Source organism: Cohaesibacter marisflavi, assembly GCF_900115225.1.
Classification (GTDB): Bacteria; Pseudomonadota; Alphaproteobacteria; order Rhizobiales; family Cohaesibacteraceae; genus Cohaesibacter; species Cohaesibacter marisflavi.
Map to the genome: position 1 here is coordinate 1 of NZ_FOVR01000015.1, position 18,727 is coordinate 18,727.

The following is an 18,727-nucleotide window of genomic DNA, read 5'->3' on the forward strand; positions in this document are numbered from 1 at the left end:
CCGCTTCGAGGTTGTCGAGCAGGATGGCGCCTATGTCCTCAAGCTCAAGGAAGGCGTCTCCCTTGATCATGAGACCGAGCCGACCGTCACCCTCACAGTGACCACCGACGACAATAATGGCGGCAGCTTCAGTGAAGACTTCACCATTGATGTGGGCGATCTCAATGAGGCCGTCACTGCCAGTGATGCCTCAGAGACCACGGGCGAGAATAATGTTCTTTCCAGTTCTGTCACCGCGACCGATCTGGATGGGGATACGATCAGCTATAGCCTTGATGGCCAGCCCTCCGAGGGCATCGTTACGCTGAATGACGACGGCTCCTACAGCTTTGATCCGGGCACGGCCTTTGATGATCTGGCTGTGGGGGAGAGCCGTGAGGTCTCCTTTACCTATACCGCAGATGATGGCAATGGCTCCACCGATCAGGGCACCGTCACCATTGAAGTCACCGGCACCAATGATGCGCCGACCGCTGTGGATCTGTCATCCAGCTCCGTGGATGAGAATGCCTCCGGTGCGGTTATCGGCACCCTGTCCACCACCGATGTGGATGCGTCTGATACCCATAGCTACAGCGTCGATGATGCCCGCTTCGAGGTTGTCGAGCAGGATGGCGCCTATGTCCTCAAGCTCAAGGAAGGCGTCTCCCTTGATCATGAAGCGGAAACCAACGGCACTGTTTCCTTCACGGTCACCTCTGATGATGGCCATGGAGGCACTTTTGATCTGCCGGTTCAGGTAACGGTAGGTGATGTCAACGAAGCTCCGACCCTTACAGCGTCCGGCTCTTATAACTTCCTGTATAACGGAAGCTTCGAAGTGTTCAACGGCGGCGTTCATGGTGGCGGCGATGGAACCGGCTGGTTCGAAGATGCTTATATCGACGGCTGGACGCAGAGCAGCATCGATGTGCATGAGGCAGGACATATGGGACTGGGCGCCACCGATGGCGACTACCATGTCGACCTGGCGGCCCAATCCAACGGCACGCTGACGCGTGAGCTGGAAGGCCTCGAAGATGGCGAGACCTACAGCCTTTCCATGGATCTGAAATCCCGCGGGATCTATGGAGATGGCGTAACGGGTACCGCCGAACAAGCACTGGGCCAGAGTGTGGTTCAGGTGGTTTGGAACGGTGAGATTATCGCGACCATCGATCCGGCCAATGAAGGCCTCGGCTGGAACACATACACGCTAGACCTGACCGCAGGGTCGGGCGATGGGTCCAACACAATCACCTTCATTGAGATGGGGTCGGAAAACTCCTACGGCACACTGCTTGATAATTTCCGGATCAACGATTCCGATGGTTTCGGCGTGCTGGAAAATGAAGCTGGGGCTGAAATCGCGACACTCAGCGTGAGTGACGTCGATGATGGCGACAGCGTTTCCTACAGCGTTGATGACAATCGCTTCGAGGTGGTTACTCAGGATGGCGCGGTCATACTGAAACTCAAGGATGGCGTTTCGTTGGACTATGAAACCGAAAGCTCCGTCGATGTAACTGTCACGGCGACCGACAGCGGCGATCTTTCAACCAGCCAGACCCTCACAGTTGTTGTCGGTGATGTGGACGACCTGAGTAGCCTAAATCCGATTCACGGCAGCAGCTACAACGATACGCTCAACGGCACAAGTGGCGATGACATGATCACCGCCTATAGCGGCAATGACGTGATTGCCGGATACGGCGGCGAAGATGTTATCTATGGCGATGTTGGCCAGGATACTATCGATGGTGGCACCGGCAATGATGACATTTATGGCGGAGCCGATTCAGACACGATCTCCGGTGGAGACGGCAACGACTTCATCAATGGTGAAGACGGGTCGGACGTGCTTTACGGCAACGCCGGGGCTGATGCACTTCACGGCGAAGCGGGCAACGATGCGCTTTATGGCGGGGCAGGCAACGATACGGCTTATGGCGGCACAGGCGACGATATTCTCTTCGGTGGTGAAGGGTCGGTCTCGACAGTTACCACCTTCACAGATCAAACCGGCTCTACCAATCCCTTCAACGGAATTGATACCGGCTCCTATGCAAGACCAACGCTCGTCGATATCGACAATGATGGAGATCTTGACCTGTTTGTGGGCCAGAATGACGGGCACCTCGCCTATTATCAGAATACCGGCTCGGCGACCAACCCCGTCTACAATCTCGTAACATCCAACTATGCAGGCATTGACGTGGGCACTGATGCCGCCCCGACATTTGCGGATCTGGATGGCGATGGCGACATGGACATGATGGTTGGCAACGGAAGTGGAGATTTTCTGTATTATCAGAATAACGGCACTGCCTATAACGCCAACTGGTCCGGGGCCTATAACCTTGGTGACTACGGGTCGGATATGACACCCACCTTTGTCGACATCGACAATGATGGCGATCTGGATATGTTCAGTGGTTCACATGACGGTACCTTCATCTATTTCGAAAATACCGGCAACGCCTATAATCCGAACTACTCAGCTGTCGTCTCGGATCCTTATGGGCTAGGAGTTGATGATCTAGATACATCGGTCACCTTCTCCGATCTGGATGGTGATGGCGATATGGACGCGCTGTTGGGCACAGACGATGGCACCTTCTATATTCAGGAGAATGTGGGGGATGCCAACAATCCGTCCTTCGCTACGGCAGTCGATGCGTCCTCGACCGGCCTTGTCAATAGCGATTCCGAAACCGCTCCAGTCTTTGCCGATATCAATGGCGATGGCGTTCAGGATGTTGTCTCCGGTGATATTCATGGCACGATCCAGTATCTGGAAGGCAACAGCTATTCCACCTTTACGGATATTTCGGGCTCTGGAGATGATTCCCTGTATGGCGGAGCAGGCAATGACACCATCATCGGCGGAGATGGCAACGACTATCTCTCGGGTGGCGAAGGGGATGACACTTTCATCTATATGGTGGGAGATGGCAATGACATCATCGATGGGGGCTCGGTTGGAGACTGGACGGACTCTCTGGAGATCCTTGGCGCCGATGGCACCGACTCGACAACCTATGGCACCGACTGGACGATCTCGCTTAATACCGGCACCGTGACAATGGTTGATGGCAGCGACCAGATGCTATTGTCCGATGACGCGACCGGCACCATAGACTTCAGCGACGGCAGCCAGATCGAGCTAGAAAATATCGACAATGTGTCCTGGTAAATGACCTTCGGTTTAAATCAAATAACCCTGCAATTTTAAAGGGTTATTTGATCATTCGTGTCCACAATCGATTAACTCAATCTTAGAAACGAAGAGATATAGTCTTTTAAAAATGCAAAGCAAAGAGGCAACCATGTTGGATAATATTACAGACCTCGCCAGAGAGAAATCGAGCGACAAAAGACGTGAACTGCTCGGTCGAGTGGCGGATCTGTTCTTCGATGGTGCCGAAAACCACACCGAGCAGGGAACGCTGATCTTTAGAGATATCGTTCTGAAGATGCTCAATGACGTCAGCGTCGAAGGACGAGCCGAGTTTGCGGATCGGGTAGCCACGGAACAAAGGCTGCCCAATGAGGTCGCTCTCAAGATGGCTCAGGATGATGTGTCCGTCGCAGGACCGATGCTCCAGCATAGTCCCGTTCTTACCGACGATGACTTTGTGCAACTGAGCCAGACCCTGCCAGAAACCCATCTGGAAAGCATCGCCCAGCGCGAACATCTCAGTGGCACCGTGACTGATGCTCTCATCGAGAATGGAACGCGCGCTGTCTGGCACAAGGTCACACAGAACAAGAGTGCGGAGATCACACCCAAGGGCTTTAACACCCTGGTAAACAAGGCTGATGGCGACGCAGTATTGCAAGCCAACCTCTGCTCGCGACCGGACATTACGGAAGATGCGGCCAAGCGTCTGCTGCCATTGCTTCCGCCGGAAGGAAAGGCGCAACTCGCCCAATTGTTCCAGGACGATGAGAAGGCTGCGAACGCTCTGGTGGACCGGGCCAAAAAAGCGGCTGCAGATCAAAAGATCGTTGGCCGTCAGAAGCGGCTCGAAGCCAAGATCGTAATTGCGGATGTCAGGGATGGCAAACTGGATAAATCCGATGCTCTTTGCATGCTGGTTGAGACCAACCGCGGGCCGGATATCGTGATGTTCCTGGCGGCCATGGCTGATCTGGATGAGCCGATCGTATCCAACGCCCTCTATCAGACCAACGACGAGCCGATCAGTCTGTTGTGCAAATCCATTGGCATCACCAGTGGGGCATTTGGCAAACTAATGGGCCTGAAGGCAGACAAGCTCAACAAGAGCCTCGCAGAAACCGGACGGACAGTCGCCTTCTATAAAGATCTTGATGTCTCATCAGCTCAGCGCGCCATGCGGTTTGTTTCCATGCGCAAGAATATGGGCACAACGAAAGCGGGCTGATTATCGCCAATCGCTTTTGTATGCATCTTCTTTGACTGCATATAAAAAGGGTGGCCAGCGAATGGTCACCCTTTTTCATGTCATAAGCTTGGCAAGCGCGCTCTTTTGCCTCAGGCTGAGGTTGTCGGCTGCTTGACCTTGCTCTCGTCTTTTTCAGCAGGCGTCTCGCTGCCCTCTTCAGAAGGAGCGCTCTTGTCAGTATTTGCCTCTTCAGATGAGGCTTCGGGGCTGAGCACTTCGGCCAGAGCATCCCGAGACAGACTGCCCATGAATTCGCCTTCTTCATCCACGACCGGAACGGGATAGTCCGACGCCAGAGTTTCGGGCAGGATTTCTTCTAGCGCAGCATCCGGAGCAATTGGCTCAAGATCTTCATAATGCTCCTCGGTCAGCTTGGCCGTCTTGTCTTCCTGATAATATTCCTCGAGGCTTTCCTGCGACAGCATCCCCTGATAACCATCATCGGTGACGTGATAGGCGTAATCATCCTTGTGCGCACGCATCTGCTTGAGAGCCTCTTCGATGGTCGTTGCGGTGATGCGGAATTCCTGCGGCTGCATCACGGTTTCAACAGTCAGGGCGCGCGCCCGGTTTACGTCACGCACAAAGGCTTCCACATAGTCCGTCGCCGGATTGAGGAGAATTTCCTCAGGCTTGTCGTCCTGCACCAGTTCGCCATCTTTTAGAATGGCAATATTGTTGCCAAGACGCAGTGCTTCATCCAGATCGTGGGTGATGAAGATAATGGTTTTCTGCAATTTTTCCTGCAGTTCCACCAGCTGGTCCTGCATTTCGGAGCGGATCAGCGGGTCAAGCGCGGAAAAGGCTTCATCCATGAGCAGGATATCGGCATTTGTCGCTAGAGCACGGGCCAGCCCGACGCGCTGCTGCTGACCACCGGATAGCTGTGCCGGATACTGGTTCTCATAGCCTCCCAGCCCAACCGTTTCGAGCCACTCAATCGCACGCTCGTTGGCTTCCTTTTTCTTGATGCCCTGAATGGTCAGGCCGAAGGACACATTGTCGAGCACCGTGCGATGCGGCAACAGGCCGAAGCGCTGGAACACCATGGACATTCTGTGGCGGCGGAATTGCTCGAGATCTTTCTCCGCCAGGCTCATCACATCGGTTCCACCCACCAATATCTGCCCCTCGGTGGGTTCGATCAGCCGGTTGAAATGGCGAATGAGTGTGGACTTGCCCGAACCGGACAGGCCCATGATAACGGAGATATCGCCTTCCTTGATGGACAGGTTGATGTCCTTGAGGCCCAGTGTGTGGCCTGTTTGGGCCAGAATCTCGTCTTTGCCCAATCCCTGATGCACCAGCGGCATATGCGCCTTGGGGTTTGAACCGAACAGTTTATAGAGCCCTTTAACTTCAATAAGAGTGTTGCTCATGAATGGGCTCCTTTCATGTGCTTCTGGCTTCGCTTGGCGTATGCCTGAGACACGCGGTCAAAAATGATGGCCAATGCTACAATGGCCAGACCGTTAAACAGACCAAGCGTGAAATACTGGTTCTGAATGGATTTCAACACCGGCTGACCGAGGCCCTTCACGCCGATCATCGACGCCACGACAACCATGGCCAGTGCCATCATGATGGTCTGGTTGATACCCGCCATGATGTTGGGCATGGCAAGCGGGATCTGTACGTTGAACAGACGCTGTCGCCCATTGGCACCAAAGGCGGTGGCCGCTTCCAGCACTTCGGAATCCACCAGCCTGATGCCCAGATTGGTCAGACGGATCACCGGCGGAATGGCGTAGATGACAACCGAAATCAGCCCCGGAATCTTGCCGATGCCCAACAGCATGACCACCGGAATGAGATAGACAAAGGCCGGCATTGTCTGCATGACATCGAGGATCGGCATCATGACCTTCTGGAATCGGTCAGACCTAGCCATGCCGATGCCGATGGGAATACCCAGAACAATGGAAATCAGCGTGCAAACCGTGATCATCGAGAGGGTCGACATGGTGTCTTCCCACATGCCGAAAAAGCCGACCAGCAGAAGGGCAATCACGACACCTGTCAAAAGCTTCCAGGATCTGCTGGCGAAATAGACGATCGCCCCAATCACCAGGATGATGATGGGCCAAGGTGTATTGATCAGCAGTTTTTCAAACCATACGAGAAAAGCCAGAATGGGATGAAAGATGCTTTCAATCGCATCGCCATATTCTCGAGAGAATGCCTTGTAAGCGCCATCAAGCGTCTTACGGATAGTCAGCAGCTCCATTCGGCTCAGCTGGGGGAATGAGGTTAACCATGACGCATCCGCCATATAGACTCTCCAATTGTTACCATGAAGCGGCAGTTGGTCCTCGTCTTGTCTCGATTTTCAAATCGATGCCGCCTCAATCGATTCACCAATCTCCTTGTCTGCGGCCAGCTCTGGTTCACCATTGGCAACCAGCTGAGGGCAGAAAAGCAGACCTCCCACGAAGAAACCCGGACGACATACATCGCCCGGGGGAATCGCACCTTTTCAGGTGATGTCAGTTACATGCCTGCGACGGCTTCTTTCACCTTGGCAGCCACGTCTTCTGGCAGCCACTTGCTCCACATGTCTTCATAATTTTGCAGGAAGTAGATAGCGGCGAACTCACCATCAGCCTGATTGTCTTCCATCCAGGCGAGCAGTTCGTTCATTTCGCTGTTCTTGAAAGAGAGCTTGCCGAGGAAATCCATGATGTCAGGATGAGCCTTGGCAAATTCGCCCGTGGTAACAGCACGCACAGGAGACGGCGGATACATGGTCACTTTCGGCTCAAGGCAATCTGCCTGAGAGGTACAGGCCTTGTAATGCTCTTCATCAACGCCGGAACCGAAGTCAACCTTGGTCATCTTGTATTTGCCGAGAATGGCGGTTGGTGCCCAATAATAGCCGAACCATGGTTCGCCGCGCTCATAAGCCTTGGCAATGGAGCTGGCAAGGCCTGCGCCTGAACCCGGATCCACGATTTCAAAACCGGCATCTTCCAGTTTCAGGGCACGGAAGAGGTTGCCGGATGTGATCTGGCAGTTCCAGCCAGCCGGACAGCCATAAAAGGCGCTCTTCTCGGGATCTTCAGGATGCTCGAACAGCTCCGCATTTGCCTTGATGCCTTCAATGGTTGCAAGGCTTGAGTCTTTCTCGACCATATAGTCAGGAACCCAGAAGCCTTCTTCACCACCATCGGACAGGGACTTGCCGGCAATGGCCAGACGTCCCTCTTCGACACCCTTGTCAACGGCCTCTCGCATGGAGTTGGCCCAGAATTCCGGGGCGATGTCAGGTTCGCCCTTTTCGGTCATGGATGCGCCGGTTGGCATGGTATCGCCAGGAACCATCTCGGCATCGCAGCCAAAGCCATATTCCAGAACGAAGCGATCAATGTTGCCAATCAGCGTGGCCGAGTTCCAGTTCATGTCAGCGATGGTGACTTTGCCGCAGTCATCAGCTGCCTGAGCGGATAGGGCCGAGCCAGATATCATCAGGGCAGCGATCAATAGGCGTTTCATATTCTACCTCCGGGAGTAGTCGATCAATGTGTCTGGTAGGGAGAAAGAACGCGCAAAGCGGACCATCTCCAAACAACAAATTTTGGTGGCGGATCCTTCGCTTTGGCCAACCACCATCCAAACATCGCATGCGGTCAAACACGCGATGCAAAAAAGAAAAAAAATTATCTCGCACACCCACCCAACAGTCTAAACAACCCGACAGATGGTCGAGATTTTTTAACACACTGAAATCTAACAAGTCTCACAGGATGGCGTCAATGAATAGCTCCTAGGAAAATGGTAGTTTGAACCTTCGACAATCCGAGGAATGACAATTTTCTTTTTTAATATTTTTACCCCATCCCCTCACATCTCCGTGTTAACTTTTTTTATTATATCTATTCTTTCAATGTGATCAAGAATATTGGAATTTTTATAAAATCCTCGCGTAAGGATCTTGTGTAATTAACAATTTTCGGAAGATTGGCGGCGCCATTTTCAAGACTTCAAACAGACTTTACTAACCCGTCCAACAGTCCCCGGACAGGGCCCTGCCTTTGGAATGGATTGGTAATTTCTTGGTTCGGAATGGGGATAGGGTGCGCAATGCGGCAGGAAGGTGACGCGCCAAAACACATTTCCGCCACATTTGGGCGGCCATGCCTTCACATATTTTGAAAAACGGGATATTGAAAGACGCTATTCGCCTTCGCCGAAGCGATCTGAAATCAATTTGTTCAGCGCGTCCATCACGGCCTCAGCTTCATTGCCTTCGGCAACGACGTCTATTGCGCAGCCCGGAGCGGCAGCCAGCATCATCAACCCCATGATGGAATTGCCGCAGACGGTCTGCCCATCCTTGGAGACCCTGACCAGAGCATCAAATCGTTCCACCAATTGCACGAATTTTGCCGAAGCACGTGCATGCAAACCACGTTTATTCTGGATGATCAGTCGGTCTGAAACTGAAATATTGGTCACGGAAAGTGCGTTCTTTCTATCTGCTTCTGCTCATGCATTCACCCGAGTGCATGGCTCAGTCTGCTTGCGGCATCATTCGCCGGAAAGCAGCTTGCTTGCAATGTTGATATATTTGCGCCCGGCTTCACAGGCTTCGCTCACGGCGTCTGACAGGCTTCTGTCTGCCCTGACACTCGCCAGCTTGATCAGCATGGGCAGATTGACTCCGGCCAGCACTTCGATCTTGTTTTCATCCATGACCGAAATCGCCATATTGGAAGGCGTTCCCCCGAACATGTCGGTCAGAAGAACCACACCCTTATCCTTATCCACGGCCTCAACCGCATCCAGAATATCCTGACGGCGCTGTTCCATGTCGTCATCGGGGCCAATGCAAATGGTTTCGATCTGCTGTTGAGGCCCGACCACATGCTCAAGCGCGGCACGGAACTCTTCGGCCAGATGACCATGTGTTACAAGGACAAGACCAATCATGATGTCTCTGCTCTCCTACTTTTTGGAGCCCTCTGGCTCCTCTTACTCTCAGCTCCGGCTTATCGAGACGGTCACTTCCATCCGGAGCCTGAAGTATCGTCTATCATGACCACTCGATTGCCGAACGCAAGCCCAAAAGTCGAGCACCGACCGCTAAAGCGGCTCCTTCCATGTGGATAGAAGGGCAAATATCAGGTCGCACGCTTCCACGACAGAGCGCTCCGGCACTGACAAATGAGCAACAGGATAGCCCAGACAGGTACGGACCGTTTCTTCACTTGAAGGCATCCGGTGTATGTCATCCGCAGGGCATAAATCAACCAGCAAATGCATCGGCGCATCAAAAGCGAAATTGTTCTCCCCGACTGAGATAATCCCAAGACCGCGGACTTCCTGCAATCCGCGGGTGGCGACCGGGCCATAGGCCCTCAGTTCGGGTTGTTCTGATGTTCCGGACTGCGGCACTGCCTGGGGCTGGGGCTGGGGCTGGGGCTGGGGCTCTGGCAGGCGCACAAGCTTGACATAGTCATCACTGACAAGGGCTGAGGGCATGGAAAGCGCAGCAGCTTCGCGGCGTATCGTGCGTTGCAGAAGGGATTTTCCAGACCCGCTCCCTCCCCTTAGCAACACCCCATAAGGGCCAATGACAATGGCAGCGGCATGCATGATCTCGCTGGGGCAGCTTGATGCAATGGCGTCTGGCACGTCGAAAATCGGTCCATCATTTGCCTGATCGTGGTCTGGATCAAAATACAGGGACATATGTCTCCAATCCTCTCGCTCGACTGCAGTCGCCGACCAGTCTAGCCAGTCGGATCCGCTTTTGGCTCGGGCTTTTTCGTCGCACTATGGGCGATGGCGGGGAAACGCACGGAGAAACGGGCGCCCAATATTGTCGGAGCATCCTCATCAGAGGCCGGATCAAGCCGGTTGGAAGCTGCGATTTCCCCATTATAGGCTTCAACGATCTGTTTGGAGATCGACAGGCCAAGTCCGGAATTCTGACCGAACGCTTCCCCTTGCGGCCGGTCTGTGTAAAAGCGTTCAAACACACGGGATACATCTTCAGCCTGAATGCCCGGACCGTCGTCATCCACCGTAATCTCAACCCAAGGCCCATCATGCTTGAGGCAGACACGCACCTCGCCTCCCTCCGGCGTGAAGGAGCGCGCATTGTCCACCAGATTGACGAACACCTGACCAAGACGGCTGTCGTTGCCCCGGACACAGAAGGCCTTGTCCTTGTCAGCGGCGTTCTCGTCTTCTTCCATAATGACGCGAATGTTGGATTTGGAGCCGATTTCATCCTGAATGGACACGATGGTTTCCAACAGCGCCCGCAGATTGATCTCGTCAGATTCCTGACGCGCCAATTCTGCATCAAGCCGTGACGCATCGGAAATATCCGAGATCAGCCGATCCAGTCGGCGCACATCATGCAAGATGATGCTGACAAGCCTCTCGCGTGCTTCAGGCTTTCTGGCCAAAGGCAGCGTTTCCACCGCCGAGCGCAGGGAGGTGAGCGGATTCTTCAGCTCGTGCGCCACATCTGCCGCAAAGGCCTCAATGGCATCCATGCGCTTGTAGAGCGTGTTGGTCATGTCCCTCAGGGACTGACTGAGCTGGCCGATTTCATCTTTTCGCTCGGAAAAATCGGGAATTTCCTCACGCGCCTTGACCCCACGCCGAACCCGTTCGGCCGCTTCGGACAATTTGCGCACCGGTCCAGCAATGGTTCCGGCCAGAAGAATGGACATGGAACCGGTCACCAGCGCCGCGATCAGGAAGACGCGCAGGATACCCCAGCGTTCCGCCTCCACAATCTTGTCGATATCACCATCGCGGGTGGACAAAAGTAGCGCGCCGGTGATGATTCGCGAACGCTGGATTGGCACCGCCACGGAGACAATCAACCGTCCCTTCGTATTCACGCGCACAATGGAGGCCTCAGACCCGTCCAGCGCCTTGGCAACCTCTGGATAGTTGCGGCCGTCGGTGTTGGCCATTTCCTTATAGAGGGGCAGATCAGCCTGACGAAGCCAGCTGACAAAGCGATCCCAGCGATCGGCCCAGCTGTCGGACGTCTCCATTTCCGGCTCCGGCAGATTAAACCGGAGCACACCATCCGAATGCAGCTGGTTGGAATCGACAACCATATTGCCCGCCAGATCATAGATGCGGGCGCGCGTGTCTGTTGGCGAAATGGCCGCCCGCAGAATCGGGGCGGCTTTTTCCGGATCGATGGGAAACTCGAAATAGCTGAAGGTGTCATCTGCAGGAGAAAAGCTCTCCCCAGCCTGTAGTTCCAGAAGCCGCTCAGGATTGATGGTAATGGCGTCGGTGTCGGAAGCTGCCGACGCGGCCACTGCGCCGGCAATGATTTTGCCCTGTGTCAGCATCGAAGAGACGCGCGCGTCAATCAGCCCTTCGCGGAACTGGTTGAGATAGAGAATGCCCAGCACCAGAACCGCCAGTGCGGCAACGTTGAGAAAGACAATGCGGCGTGTCAGAGACGAAAAGGCGACCGTATTGGAAAGACGCCCCAGAAAAACACGCAAGCGTCTCAGAGAGACTGACTTGCGCCGCCCCTTCTGACCATCCTGCTTTGTGCGCTTTTCTTTTTGCATTCGCTGCAACACTATATGTCTTTCAACAAATCGGAGCGGCCACGATCTCGCGATAGCCACTCCGTCCGGTCTACCCGAAACGCTGCCCCTTTCGGCCGCGCTCTTTATATATCACGATTTATCACACTCTATAGAGCACGCATTCAATAGCAATTCTTGCCAGCCATCCGTGAAGGACCAACACGCCCTATTCTTCGCGAAAACGATATCCGACACCATAAAGGGTCTCAATCATATCAAAGCTGTCGTCCACTGCCTTGAATTTCTTGCGCAGGCGCTTGATGTGGCTGTCGATGGTGCGATCATCCACATAGACCTGATCTTCATAGGCGGCATCCATCAACGCATTGCGGCTTTTAACTACTCCGGGACGCTGGGCCAGAGAATAGAGAATGAGGAACTCGGTTACCGTCAGGGTCACCGGCTTTCCATCCCAGTTGCAGGTGTGGCGTTCGCGATCCATGGAAAGAAGCCCACGCTCAAGCAGATCGCTCTTGGCAACAGTGCCACCCGTTTTGACTGCCGTTTCGCGTGCCTGCGCCCGGCGCAGCACGGCCTTGACGCGTTCGACCAGCAAACGCTGGGAAAATGGTTTGTGAATGAAATCATCCGCCCCCATTTTCAGGCCGAACAATTCATCAATCTCATCGTCCTTGGACGTCAGAAAGATCACCGGCAGATCGGTCTTCTGGCGCAGGCGTCGCAGCAGCTCCATGCCATCCATGCGTGGCATCTTGATATCGAGGATAGCAAGATCAGGCAAGGCGTGGAGCAAACCATCAAGCCCGGATGCTCCATCCGTGTAGGTATCCACTTTATAGCCTTCAGCTTCCAATGCGATTGAAACCGAGGTCAGAATATTGCGATCGTCATCGACAAGGGCAATCGTTGCCATGTCTTTCCCTTCCTTCTCTCCATCCCCGCGAGCTCTCTTCTCAGGCTGGCGAAAACACTCTTTTATATTTCAGAGCTTTTGCTCCGCAGCTACGACGCCATCCAAGATGGTATCTGAAAAGACAACGAAGGGAGTGTACACGCTTCGGCGAACCAGAACCACAGCCCCTCCTTATCAGCGGCATCCGCTGCACTATTCTCTTATTTAGGAATGCTTGTTGCGTTCGCCAAGGCCGGGTTTTCTGCGAAATCCCATTCACATTTTGGCAAAACTCACAGGATATTCGCCCTGAATTGTCCAAAAAGAGTCCGATTCCTGCCTTGCAATTTCGCCCTATCTGGCATGCAAAAAACGCATTCCTACTATTTAATGCAGACCTAGTTTCTGAAAGCTGCGAAATTGTGGCAGCGCAATTTTGTTCACAGATTGAGGAGCAAATTTAACATTTCTGAATAAAGCGCCGTTTTCTGCCGTTTCCGACTTTAGTGGTAGAAAGCAGGCAAGAATTTTCGATGCGCAAAAAGGGGCGCAACCCCACAAAAGACCAGCTATCAAATGAGTGGGTGGTGCTTTATGAGAAAATTGTCACGGGACTGGGTTCCGCTCGGACTTTGCGAAATATCAACGACACTCTTTTGTAGGATCGTTATGAAATGCGCGAGTTCGACGAAAGGACTGTTGCAGGGCTGCTGCCGGGAGTAGAGGACAAGGCAAAGCAGCTCCTCAGGAGGTTAGGTCAAACAGAAGAGCGGAGTAATCCGACAGGTTATATCGACTTCCGCAGGACTTGAAACGAACCCCCGGTCAAAGCCATTCAGGCGTTGGCCGGACTGACAGATCCTGTCAGTTTCCCACAACCTAAGTGTGTCTCAAGGGGCTTGAAAAGTGAAACAATTCGGCACGTGGAACGAATCCAATGGCGTTGACAAACTCGGTCTTCGCAACCTCGATAGCGTACATTACAACTATCGTTTTCCTAAGCTGGTAGAAGAATCGCTGGCTCGCAAGGAAGGTCGTCTGATCGAAGGCGGTGCTTTTGCAGTGGATACCGGCAAACATACCGGCCGTTCCCCAAAGGATAAACATACCGTTCGCGACGCTACCACCGAAAACACCATCTGGTGGGACAACAACAAGGCCATGACGCCAGAAGCTTTCGATCTTCTTTATGAAGACATGATGGCTTATGCAGAAGGCAAAGAACTGTTTGTACAGGACCTGTACGGCGGCGCTGACATTGACCACCGCCTGCCAACCCGCGTTGTTACCGAGCTTTGCTGGCAGTCTCACTTCATCCGCAACATGCTGATCCGTCCGGAACATGCCGAACTGGCAGATTTCGTTCAGGAACTGACTGTGATCGACTTCCCAGGCTTCCTCTGCGACCCAGAAAAATATGGCGTTCGCTCTGAAACCTGCATCGCTCTTAACCTGACCAAAAAGATCATTCTGGTTGCTGGTTCTTCCTACGCTGGTGAAATCAAGAAATCTGTCTTCACCACGCTTAACTACCTGCTGCCTGAAAAGAACATCATGCCGATGCACTGCTCTGCAAACGTTGGCGATGATGACGACACGGCTATCTTCTTCGGCCTGTCCGGCACCGGTAAAACCACCCTGTCTGCTGATCCAAGCCGTACCCTTATCGGCGATGACGAGCATGGCTGGGGCGAAAACGGTGTCTTCAACTTCGAAGGCGGCTGCTACGCTAAAACCATCAACCTGTCCGCTGAAGCTGAGCCGGAAATTTATGCGACCACGCACACCTTTGGTGCAATCGTCGAAAACATGGTTATCGATCCAATCACCGATAAACCAGACTTCGCTGATGGGTCCAAAACGGAAAACACCCGTGTTTCCTATCCGACCTACTTCATCCCGAACGCATCGGCTACCGGTCGCGCTCCTCAGCCTAAAAACATCATCATGCTGACGGCTGACGCATTCGGTGTTCTGCCTCCAATCGCTAAGCTGACCCCGGAACAGGCAATGTATCACTTCCTGTCTGGTTACACCGCTAAAGTGGCTGGTACGGAAAAAGGCGTTACCGAGCCAGAAGCAACCTTCTCTACCTGCTTCGGTGCTCCTTTCATGCCTCGCCATCCTTCCGAATATGGCAACCTGCTGCGTGAAATGATGGAAAAACATCAGGTTAAATGCTGGCTGGTTAACACCGGTTGGACCGGTGGTGTTTATGGCGTCGGTTCCCGTATGCCAATTAAAGCAACCCGCGCTCTGCTGACCGCAGCTCTCAACGGTTCTCTGGCATCTGCAGAATTCCGCACCGACGAAGTCTTCGGTGTTGAAGTTCCTGTAGCAGTTCCTGGCGTTGACACCACCCTGCTGACGCCACGCGACACCTGGGCAGACAAAGCTGCATTCGACGCAATGGCAGCTAAACTGGCTGGCATGTTCGTCAAAAACTTCGAATACTATCTGCCACACGTCGACGACGCTGTGAAAGCTGCAGGCCCAAAAGCCTAAGCTGATAGATCAGTATTGAATAATTAAGAAAGGCCCGCCTCTTGGCGGGCCTTTTGCGTTTCAAACGCCCAGCATAATTGCATCATTGACATCTCAGGGGTCAGAATTGCATACGCCCTGTGTCGTATTTTCCCGGACCCCATATGGTAGTATTGTCCCGCCACACCCTTCTAAAGACCCCATCATGAGGGCGCACATATTCGTCGCGTGCCTGCGGGGGAGGATTTACCATGTATATTCGCGAGGAAACGTCCGCTGACGCGGATGCCATTCATATTTTGACACAAAAAGCCTTTGCGCCCATGCCTTACAGTTCTGGCAACGAGGGCCCGATCATCGATCAATTGCGCCGCGATGGCGATCTTGTGCTGTCACTGGTGATGGATGACGACGGCTCGATTGCCGGCCATGTGGCATTTTCAAAAATCAAGATCGATGGCAAATGGGACAAATGGTATTGTCTCGGCCCGATATCGGTCACGCCGGACAAGCAAAGCCAGGGCATTGGCAAAGCGTTGGTTGGTGAAGGCATGAGGCGCCTGCGGGCTCTCGGTGCCAATGGCTGCATCCTTATCGGAAACCCGGCCTATTATGACCGGCTCGGTTTCAAGTGTAATGGCCAATTGCGCTACGGCGGACTGGATGCTTCCCTGATTCAGTACATGACTTTTCAGGGCCCAGCCCCGAAGGGCGCATTGACGCATGCCGATGCCTTCGAACAGGCATTTAAAGAAATGTCAGCGTAATCAGAGTGTTACGATGATCGGACTTTTTTTCCCGATCACAATCGTATGCTCGAACTGGGCGGTGAGACATCCGGGAGTGAACAGCTCCCACTCTCGCGCTCCGTCGCTGGCATAGGTCGCGCCGGTCGAGAGAAATGGCTCAACGGCGATCACCATGCCTTCCTGCAGTTTGCGACGATCCCGGCGGTCCGGCACAGCGAGAATTTCCGGCCTGTCGTGCAAGGTTGTACCAACCCCATGACATCCGAGCAGATTCTGGATGATGGTGTAACCACCGGCCTTGGCTTCCTTGTCGAAGGCTTTCGGGATGACCTGCATTGGTTGCCCTGCACGGGCCTGAGCAATCGCATTGTCTCGGGCACGTTTTGCGGCCTCCACCAATATCCGCTTTTCCGGCGTCACGGGCGGCACAATAAAGGTCGCTCCGGAATCCGTGAAAAAGCCATCCTTGCTGGCTGATACGTCGATATTGACCATATCGCCCGGCTTCACCGTCTGGCTGTCGGCCCACCCATGGGCAATCACGGGTTCGATGGAAATACAAGTAGCTCCGGGAAAGTCATAGACCGATTCAGGGGCTGATTCTGCACCCTCTTCTTCCAGAATGCGCCGTCCAAGATCATCCAGCTCCTGTGAGGTCATGCCCGGCTCCAACGCAGCACCCATTTCACGAATGGCACGCGCCACGGCTTTGCCACAGGCCTTGAGGCCCTGAAGCTGTTCTTCGGTTTTTACGATCATGGATGGATGCCTATCTGAAGTGCGGATTGGAACTGCCGCCATCAGTAGCGCATTTGCTTTAGTGACTGCAAGCCTTCTGTTTAGCCCCAAAGGCCCATAGGCAAACCACCGGTTCGGACCAGAAACCAATGCGTCAACCCGCCAACAAAAAAGCCCGCCTCTGCATGAAAGGCGAGCTTTTCTTGTTCAGAAAGCGAACCGCGTGGCTATTTGACGGCCCATAGGGTCACCGTGCCGGAAACCTCATTGGCAACCGCAATCATCGGCTCGCCGTTCGGGCTATCCTTGCCAGCGATGAACTTGATCCCTTCCGGTGCAATGTCGCCAGCGGTCAATTTTTCAGACTCGCCATCAAGCTTGGTGTTGCTTGCATACGTCACAAAGGTCGCCTTGGCCGGGTCCGTGATGTCATAGACCACAATACCGCTCATGCGTTCCAATCCGATAAAGGCATAGAGTTTGCTGCCAATCTCGGCCAGTTCGAGTGCTTCGGGCTCTGCGCCTTTGTCGTCGGAGCGATTGTCAAAGCTTTCATTCGCGCCCTGACTGTTAAAGGCGCTAGGCACCAGCTCGGCCAGCTTGGCTTCAATTTCATCAGCGGAATCGAACACCATTTCGCCGGTTTCATTGAAGATGGAGAAAGAACGGCCACCATAGCCATAGATCACGTCGAAATCGCCGTCGCCATCGGTATCCCCCTGTGCGGTGGTGATCTTCAAGCGGCCGAGATTTTCCTTCTTCTGCAGCTCTTTAGCATTCGGGAAAGCGATCGGGTCGAGCTTGACCTTACCCAGACGTTCTTCTTCGGAATAGCCATCATAGTCGCGGCTGTCACCTTCATTGGCCATGACCACATAATTGACGCCATCCTTGGCGAAGGCCTTCACGGTATCCGGCATGCGGAAGGAAAGCACCGGCCAGTTCTGACGGTTGATCTTGCCATCCTTGTCGGAAAGGTCGGCCTTGACCTTGGAGTAATCCTGAAAGCCCAGCGCGAAGGTGGTTTTCAGCTTGGCTGTTTCCGTATCGATAACGGCGATAGCGTTGCTTTCCTGAAGGGAGACAAAAGCCGTTTTGCTATCCGGGGTGATGGCAATATATTCCGGTTCAATCTGCTGCTCGAAGGAGATGCCTTCTGGCGCTGCGGTGTGGAAGTCATCGCCAAAATCTTCCGCCTTGAGATCGCCAAAGCCGACAGTTTTGACCTCAAGGGAGGGAATGGAGACGATGGATACCGTGCCCACAGGATCGGTCTTGAAATCGTCGGACGGCTCGCCCTCGTTGGCGACCATCACGAATTTGCCATTGGGCGCAAAGACCACGCAATCGGGCAGCGCGCCAAGTTCCACATCCCCCACCAGCGTGCCGTCGGTCTTGTAAAGAACCAGCTTGCCATTGGCCTGCTTGTCCTTGTTCTCAACGGCGATGGCCACATAGTCGCCATGCACGTCCACGGAGTTGGCACCTTTGCCAAAATCTGTGACATTCAGCGTGCCCGCTTCCTTGATGGTGGACGGGTTTGAAATATCGAAAATATCGATGGCCTTGTCATGGCCGTCGACGACAAAGAGTTTCTTGCCAGCCTTATCATAAGAGACGATCTCGGCAGCCCCTTCATCAAACACATTGGCGGAGTGCTTAGCAATCGGCTCAAGTGTGAGTGCATAGGCCTGAGACCCGAATGGTGCGGCAAGACAGCTCGCCAGAAGCAAAGCCTTGGAAATGGATTTAAACATGAGACCCTCTTGGATAGCGCATAAAATCTTCTGCTGCTTTAGCGAAGGCAGATGACAGGCGCGTGACTGCCTTCCCAAACGCATTTTTGGGTGCCGGAGGCCTCTCTTTGCTCACCGCGTTCATCTTATTGTTCGCCAAACAAGAATTAGGGAAAAGGTC

General features: G+C 53.7%; 14 protein-coding genes. 4 read left to right on the plus strand and 10 right to left on the minus strand.

Features of this window, described 5'->3' with window-relative positions:
• Window positions 1-3,175, plus strand: a 3,175-nt coding sequence (locus BM258_RS20460) for an FG-GAP-like repeat-containing protein (RefSeq protein WP_175528185.1), incomplete at its 5' end; no start/stop codon positions are given.
• Between the two features lie 133 nt (window positions 3,176-3,308).
• The gene (locus BM258_RS20465) at window positions 3,309-4,388 is read left to right on the plus strand and encodes a DUF2336 domain-containing protein (protein WP_175528186.1); all 1,080 of its coding nucleotides are present in this window, start codon (window positions 3,309-3,311) and stop codon (window positions 4,386-4,388) included.
• Between the two features lie 110 nt (window positions 4,389-4,498).
• Here the strand turns inward: BM258_RS20465 and BM258_RS20470 are convergent, their stop codons facing one another.
• The 8 genes from BM258_RS20470 to BM258_RS20505 all read right to left on the minus strand — a co-directional run bounded on the left by BM258_RS20470 (window position 4,499) and on the right by BM258_RS20505 (window position 12,860).
• On the minus strand, window positions 4,499-5,788 hold the full coding sequence (locus BM258_RS20470) for a quaternary amine ABC transporter ATP-binding protein (RefSeq protein WP_090075104.1): 1,290 nt from the start codon (window positions 5,786-5,788) through the stop codon (window positions 4,499-4,501).
• On the minus strand, window positions 5,785-6,681 hold the full coding sequence (locus BM258_RS20475) for an ABC transporter permease (protein WP_090075105.1): 897 nt from the start codon (window positions 6,679-6,681) through the stop codon (window positions 5,785-5,787). The genes BM258_RS20470 and BM258_RS20475 overlap by 4 nt, the downstream gene beginning before the upstream one ends.
• 218 nt (window positions 6,682-6,899) lie before the next feature.
• Window positions 6,900-7,901: an ABC transporter substrate-binding protein gene (locus BM258_RS20480; RefSeq protein WP_090075106.1), complete on the minus strand. Its 1,002-nt coding sequence runs from the start codon at window positions 7,899-7,901 to the stop codon at window positions 6,900-6,902.
• 681 nt (window positions 7,902-8,582) lie between these two features.
• On the minus strand, window positions 8,583-8,864 hold the full coding sequence (locus BM258_RS20485) for an HPr family phosphocarrier protein (RefSeq protein WP_090075107.1): 282 nt from the start codon (window positions 8,862-8,864) through the stop codon (window positions 8,583-8,585).
• 72 nt (window positions 8,865-8,936) lie between these two features.
• Window positions 8,937-9,338, minus strand: coding sequence for a PTS sugar transporter subunit IIA (locus BM258_RS20490; RefSeq protein ID WP_090075108.1), 402 nt, complete (start codon window positions 9,336-9,338; stop codon window positions 8,937-8,939).
• A 153-nt stretch (window positions 9,339-9,491) separates the two neighbouring features.
• Entirely contained in the window at window positions 9,492-10,100 is a 609-nt protein-coding gene (locus BM258_RS20495; RefSeq protein ID WP_090075109.1) for an HPr kinase/phosphorylase, read from the minus strand.
• 41 nt (window positions 10,101-10,141) lie between these two features.
• A complete protein-coding gene (locus BM258_RS20500) occupies window positions 10,142-11,965 on the minus strand; it encodes a sensor histidine kinase (protein ID WP_090075110.1) in 1,824 nt (607 codons plus the stop codon).
• A 187-nt stretch (window positions 11,966-12,152) separates the two neighbouring features.
• Window positions 12,153-12,860 carry a response regulator transcription factor gene (locus BM258_RS20505; RefSeq protein WP_090075111.1) on the minus strand — a complete coding sequence of 236 codons (708 nt, stop codon included), beginning with the start codon at window positions 12,858-12,860 and terminating at the stop codon, window positions 12,153-12,155.
• 885 nt (window positions 12,861-13,745) lie between these two features.
• Here BM258_RS20505 and BM258_RS20510 point away from each other — a divergent pair.
• Both BM258_RS20510 and BM258_RS20515 read left to right on the plus strand, forming a co-directional pair.
• Window positions 13,746-15,344: a phosphoenolpyruvate carboxykinase gene (locus tag BM258_RS20510; RefSeq protein WP_090075112.1), complete on the plus strand. Its 1,599-nt coding sequence runs from the start codon at window positions 13,746-13,748 to the stop codon at window positions 15,342-15,344.
• 230 nt (window positions 15,345-15,574) lie between these two features.
• Window positions 15,575-16,090, plus strand: a complete 516-nt coding sequence (locus BM258_RS20515) for a GNAT family N-acetyltransferase (RefSeq protein ID WP_090075113.1) — start codon at window positions 15,575-15,577, stop codon at window positions 16,088-16,090.
• Here BM258_RS20515 and map read toward each other — a convergent pair whose 3' ends face one another.
• Window positions 16,091-16,831 (minus strand): type I methionyl aminopeptidase, encoded by a 741-nt coding sequence (gene map, locus BM258_RS20520; protein WP_090075114.1) that lies wholly within the window; start codon window positions 16,829-16,831, stop codon window positions 16,091-16,093.
• Between the two features lie 206 nt (window positions 16,832-17,037).
• Entirely contained in the window at window positions 17,038-18,567 is a 1,530-nt protein-coding gene (locus tag BM258_RS20525) for a choice-of-anchor I family protein (RefSeq protein ID WP_139229340.1), read from the minus strand.
• Between the last annotated feature and the right edge of the window lie 160 nt (window positions 18,568-18,727).

Excerpts from the sequence above, each read along its gene's own strand:
- BM258_RS20505 (WP_090075111.1), bottom strand. The coding sequence starts at position 12,860 with ATGGCAACGATTGCCCTTGTCGATGACGATCGCAATATTCTGACCTCG.
- BM258_RS20490 (WP_090075108.1), bottom strand. The coding sequence starts at position 9,338 with ATGATTGGTCTTGTCCTTGTAACACATGGTCATCTGGCCGAAGAGTTC.
- BM258_RS20465 (WP_175528186.1), top strand. The coding sequence starts at position 3,309 with ATGTTGGATAATATTACAGACCTCGCCAGAGAGAAATCGAGCGACAAA.
- BM258_RS20515 (WP_090075113.1), top strand. The coding sequence starts at position 15,575 with ATGTATATTCGCGAGGAAACGTCCGCTGACGCGGATGCCATTCATATT.
- BM258_RS20495 (WP_090075109.1), bottom strand. The coding sequence starts at position 10,100 with ATGTCCCTGTATTTTGATCCAGACCACGATCAGGCAAATGATGGACCG.
- BM258_RS20500 (WP_090075110.1), bottom strand. The coding sequence starts at position 11,965 with ATGCAAAAAGAAAAGCGCACAAAGCAGGATGGTCAGAAGGGGCGGCGC.
- map (WP_090075114.1), bottom strand. The coding sequence starts at position 16,831 with ATGATCGTAAAAACCGAAGAACAGCTTCAGGGCCTCAAGGCCTGTGGC.
- BM258_RS20480 (WP_090075106.1), bottom strand. The coding sequence starts at position 7,901 with ATGAAACGCCTATTGATCGCTGCCCTGATGATATCTGGCTCGGCCCTA.
- BM258_RS20470 (WP_090075104.1), bottom strand. The coding sequence starts at position 5,788 with ATGAGCAACACTCTTATTGAAGTTAAAGGGCTCTATAAACTGTTCGGT.
- BM258_RS20475 (WP_090075105.1), bottom strand. The coding sequence starts at position 6,681 with ATGGCGGATGCGTCATGGTTAACCTCATTCCCCCAGCTGAGCCGAATG.
- BM258_RS20525 (WP_139229340.1), bottom strand. The coding sequence starts at position 18,567 with ATGTTTAAATCCATTTCCAAGGCTTTGCTTCTGGCGAGCTGTCTTGCC.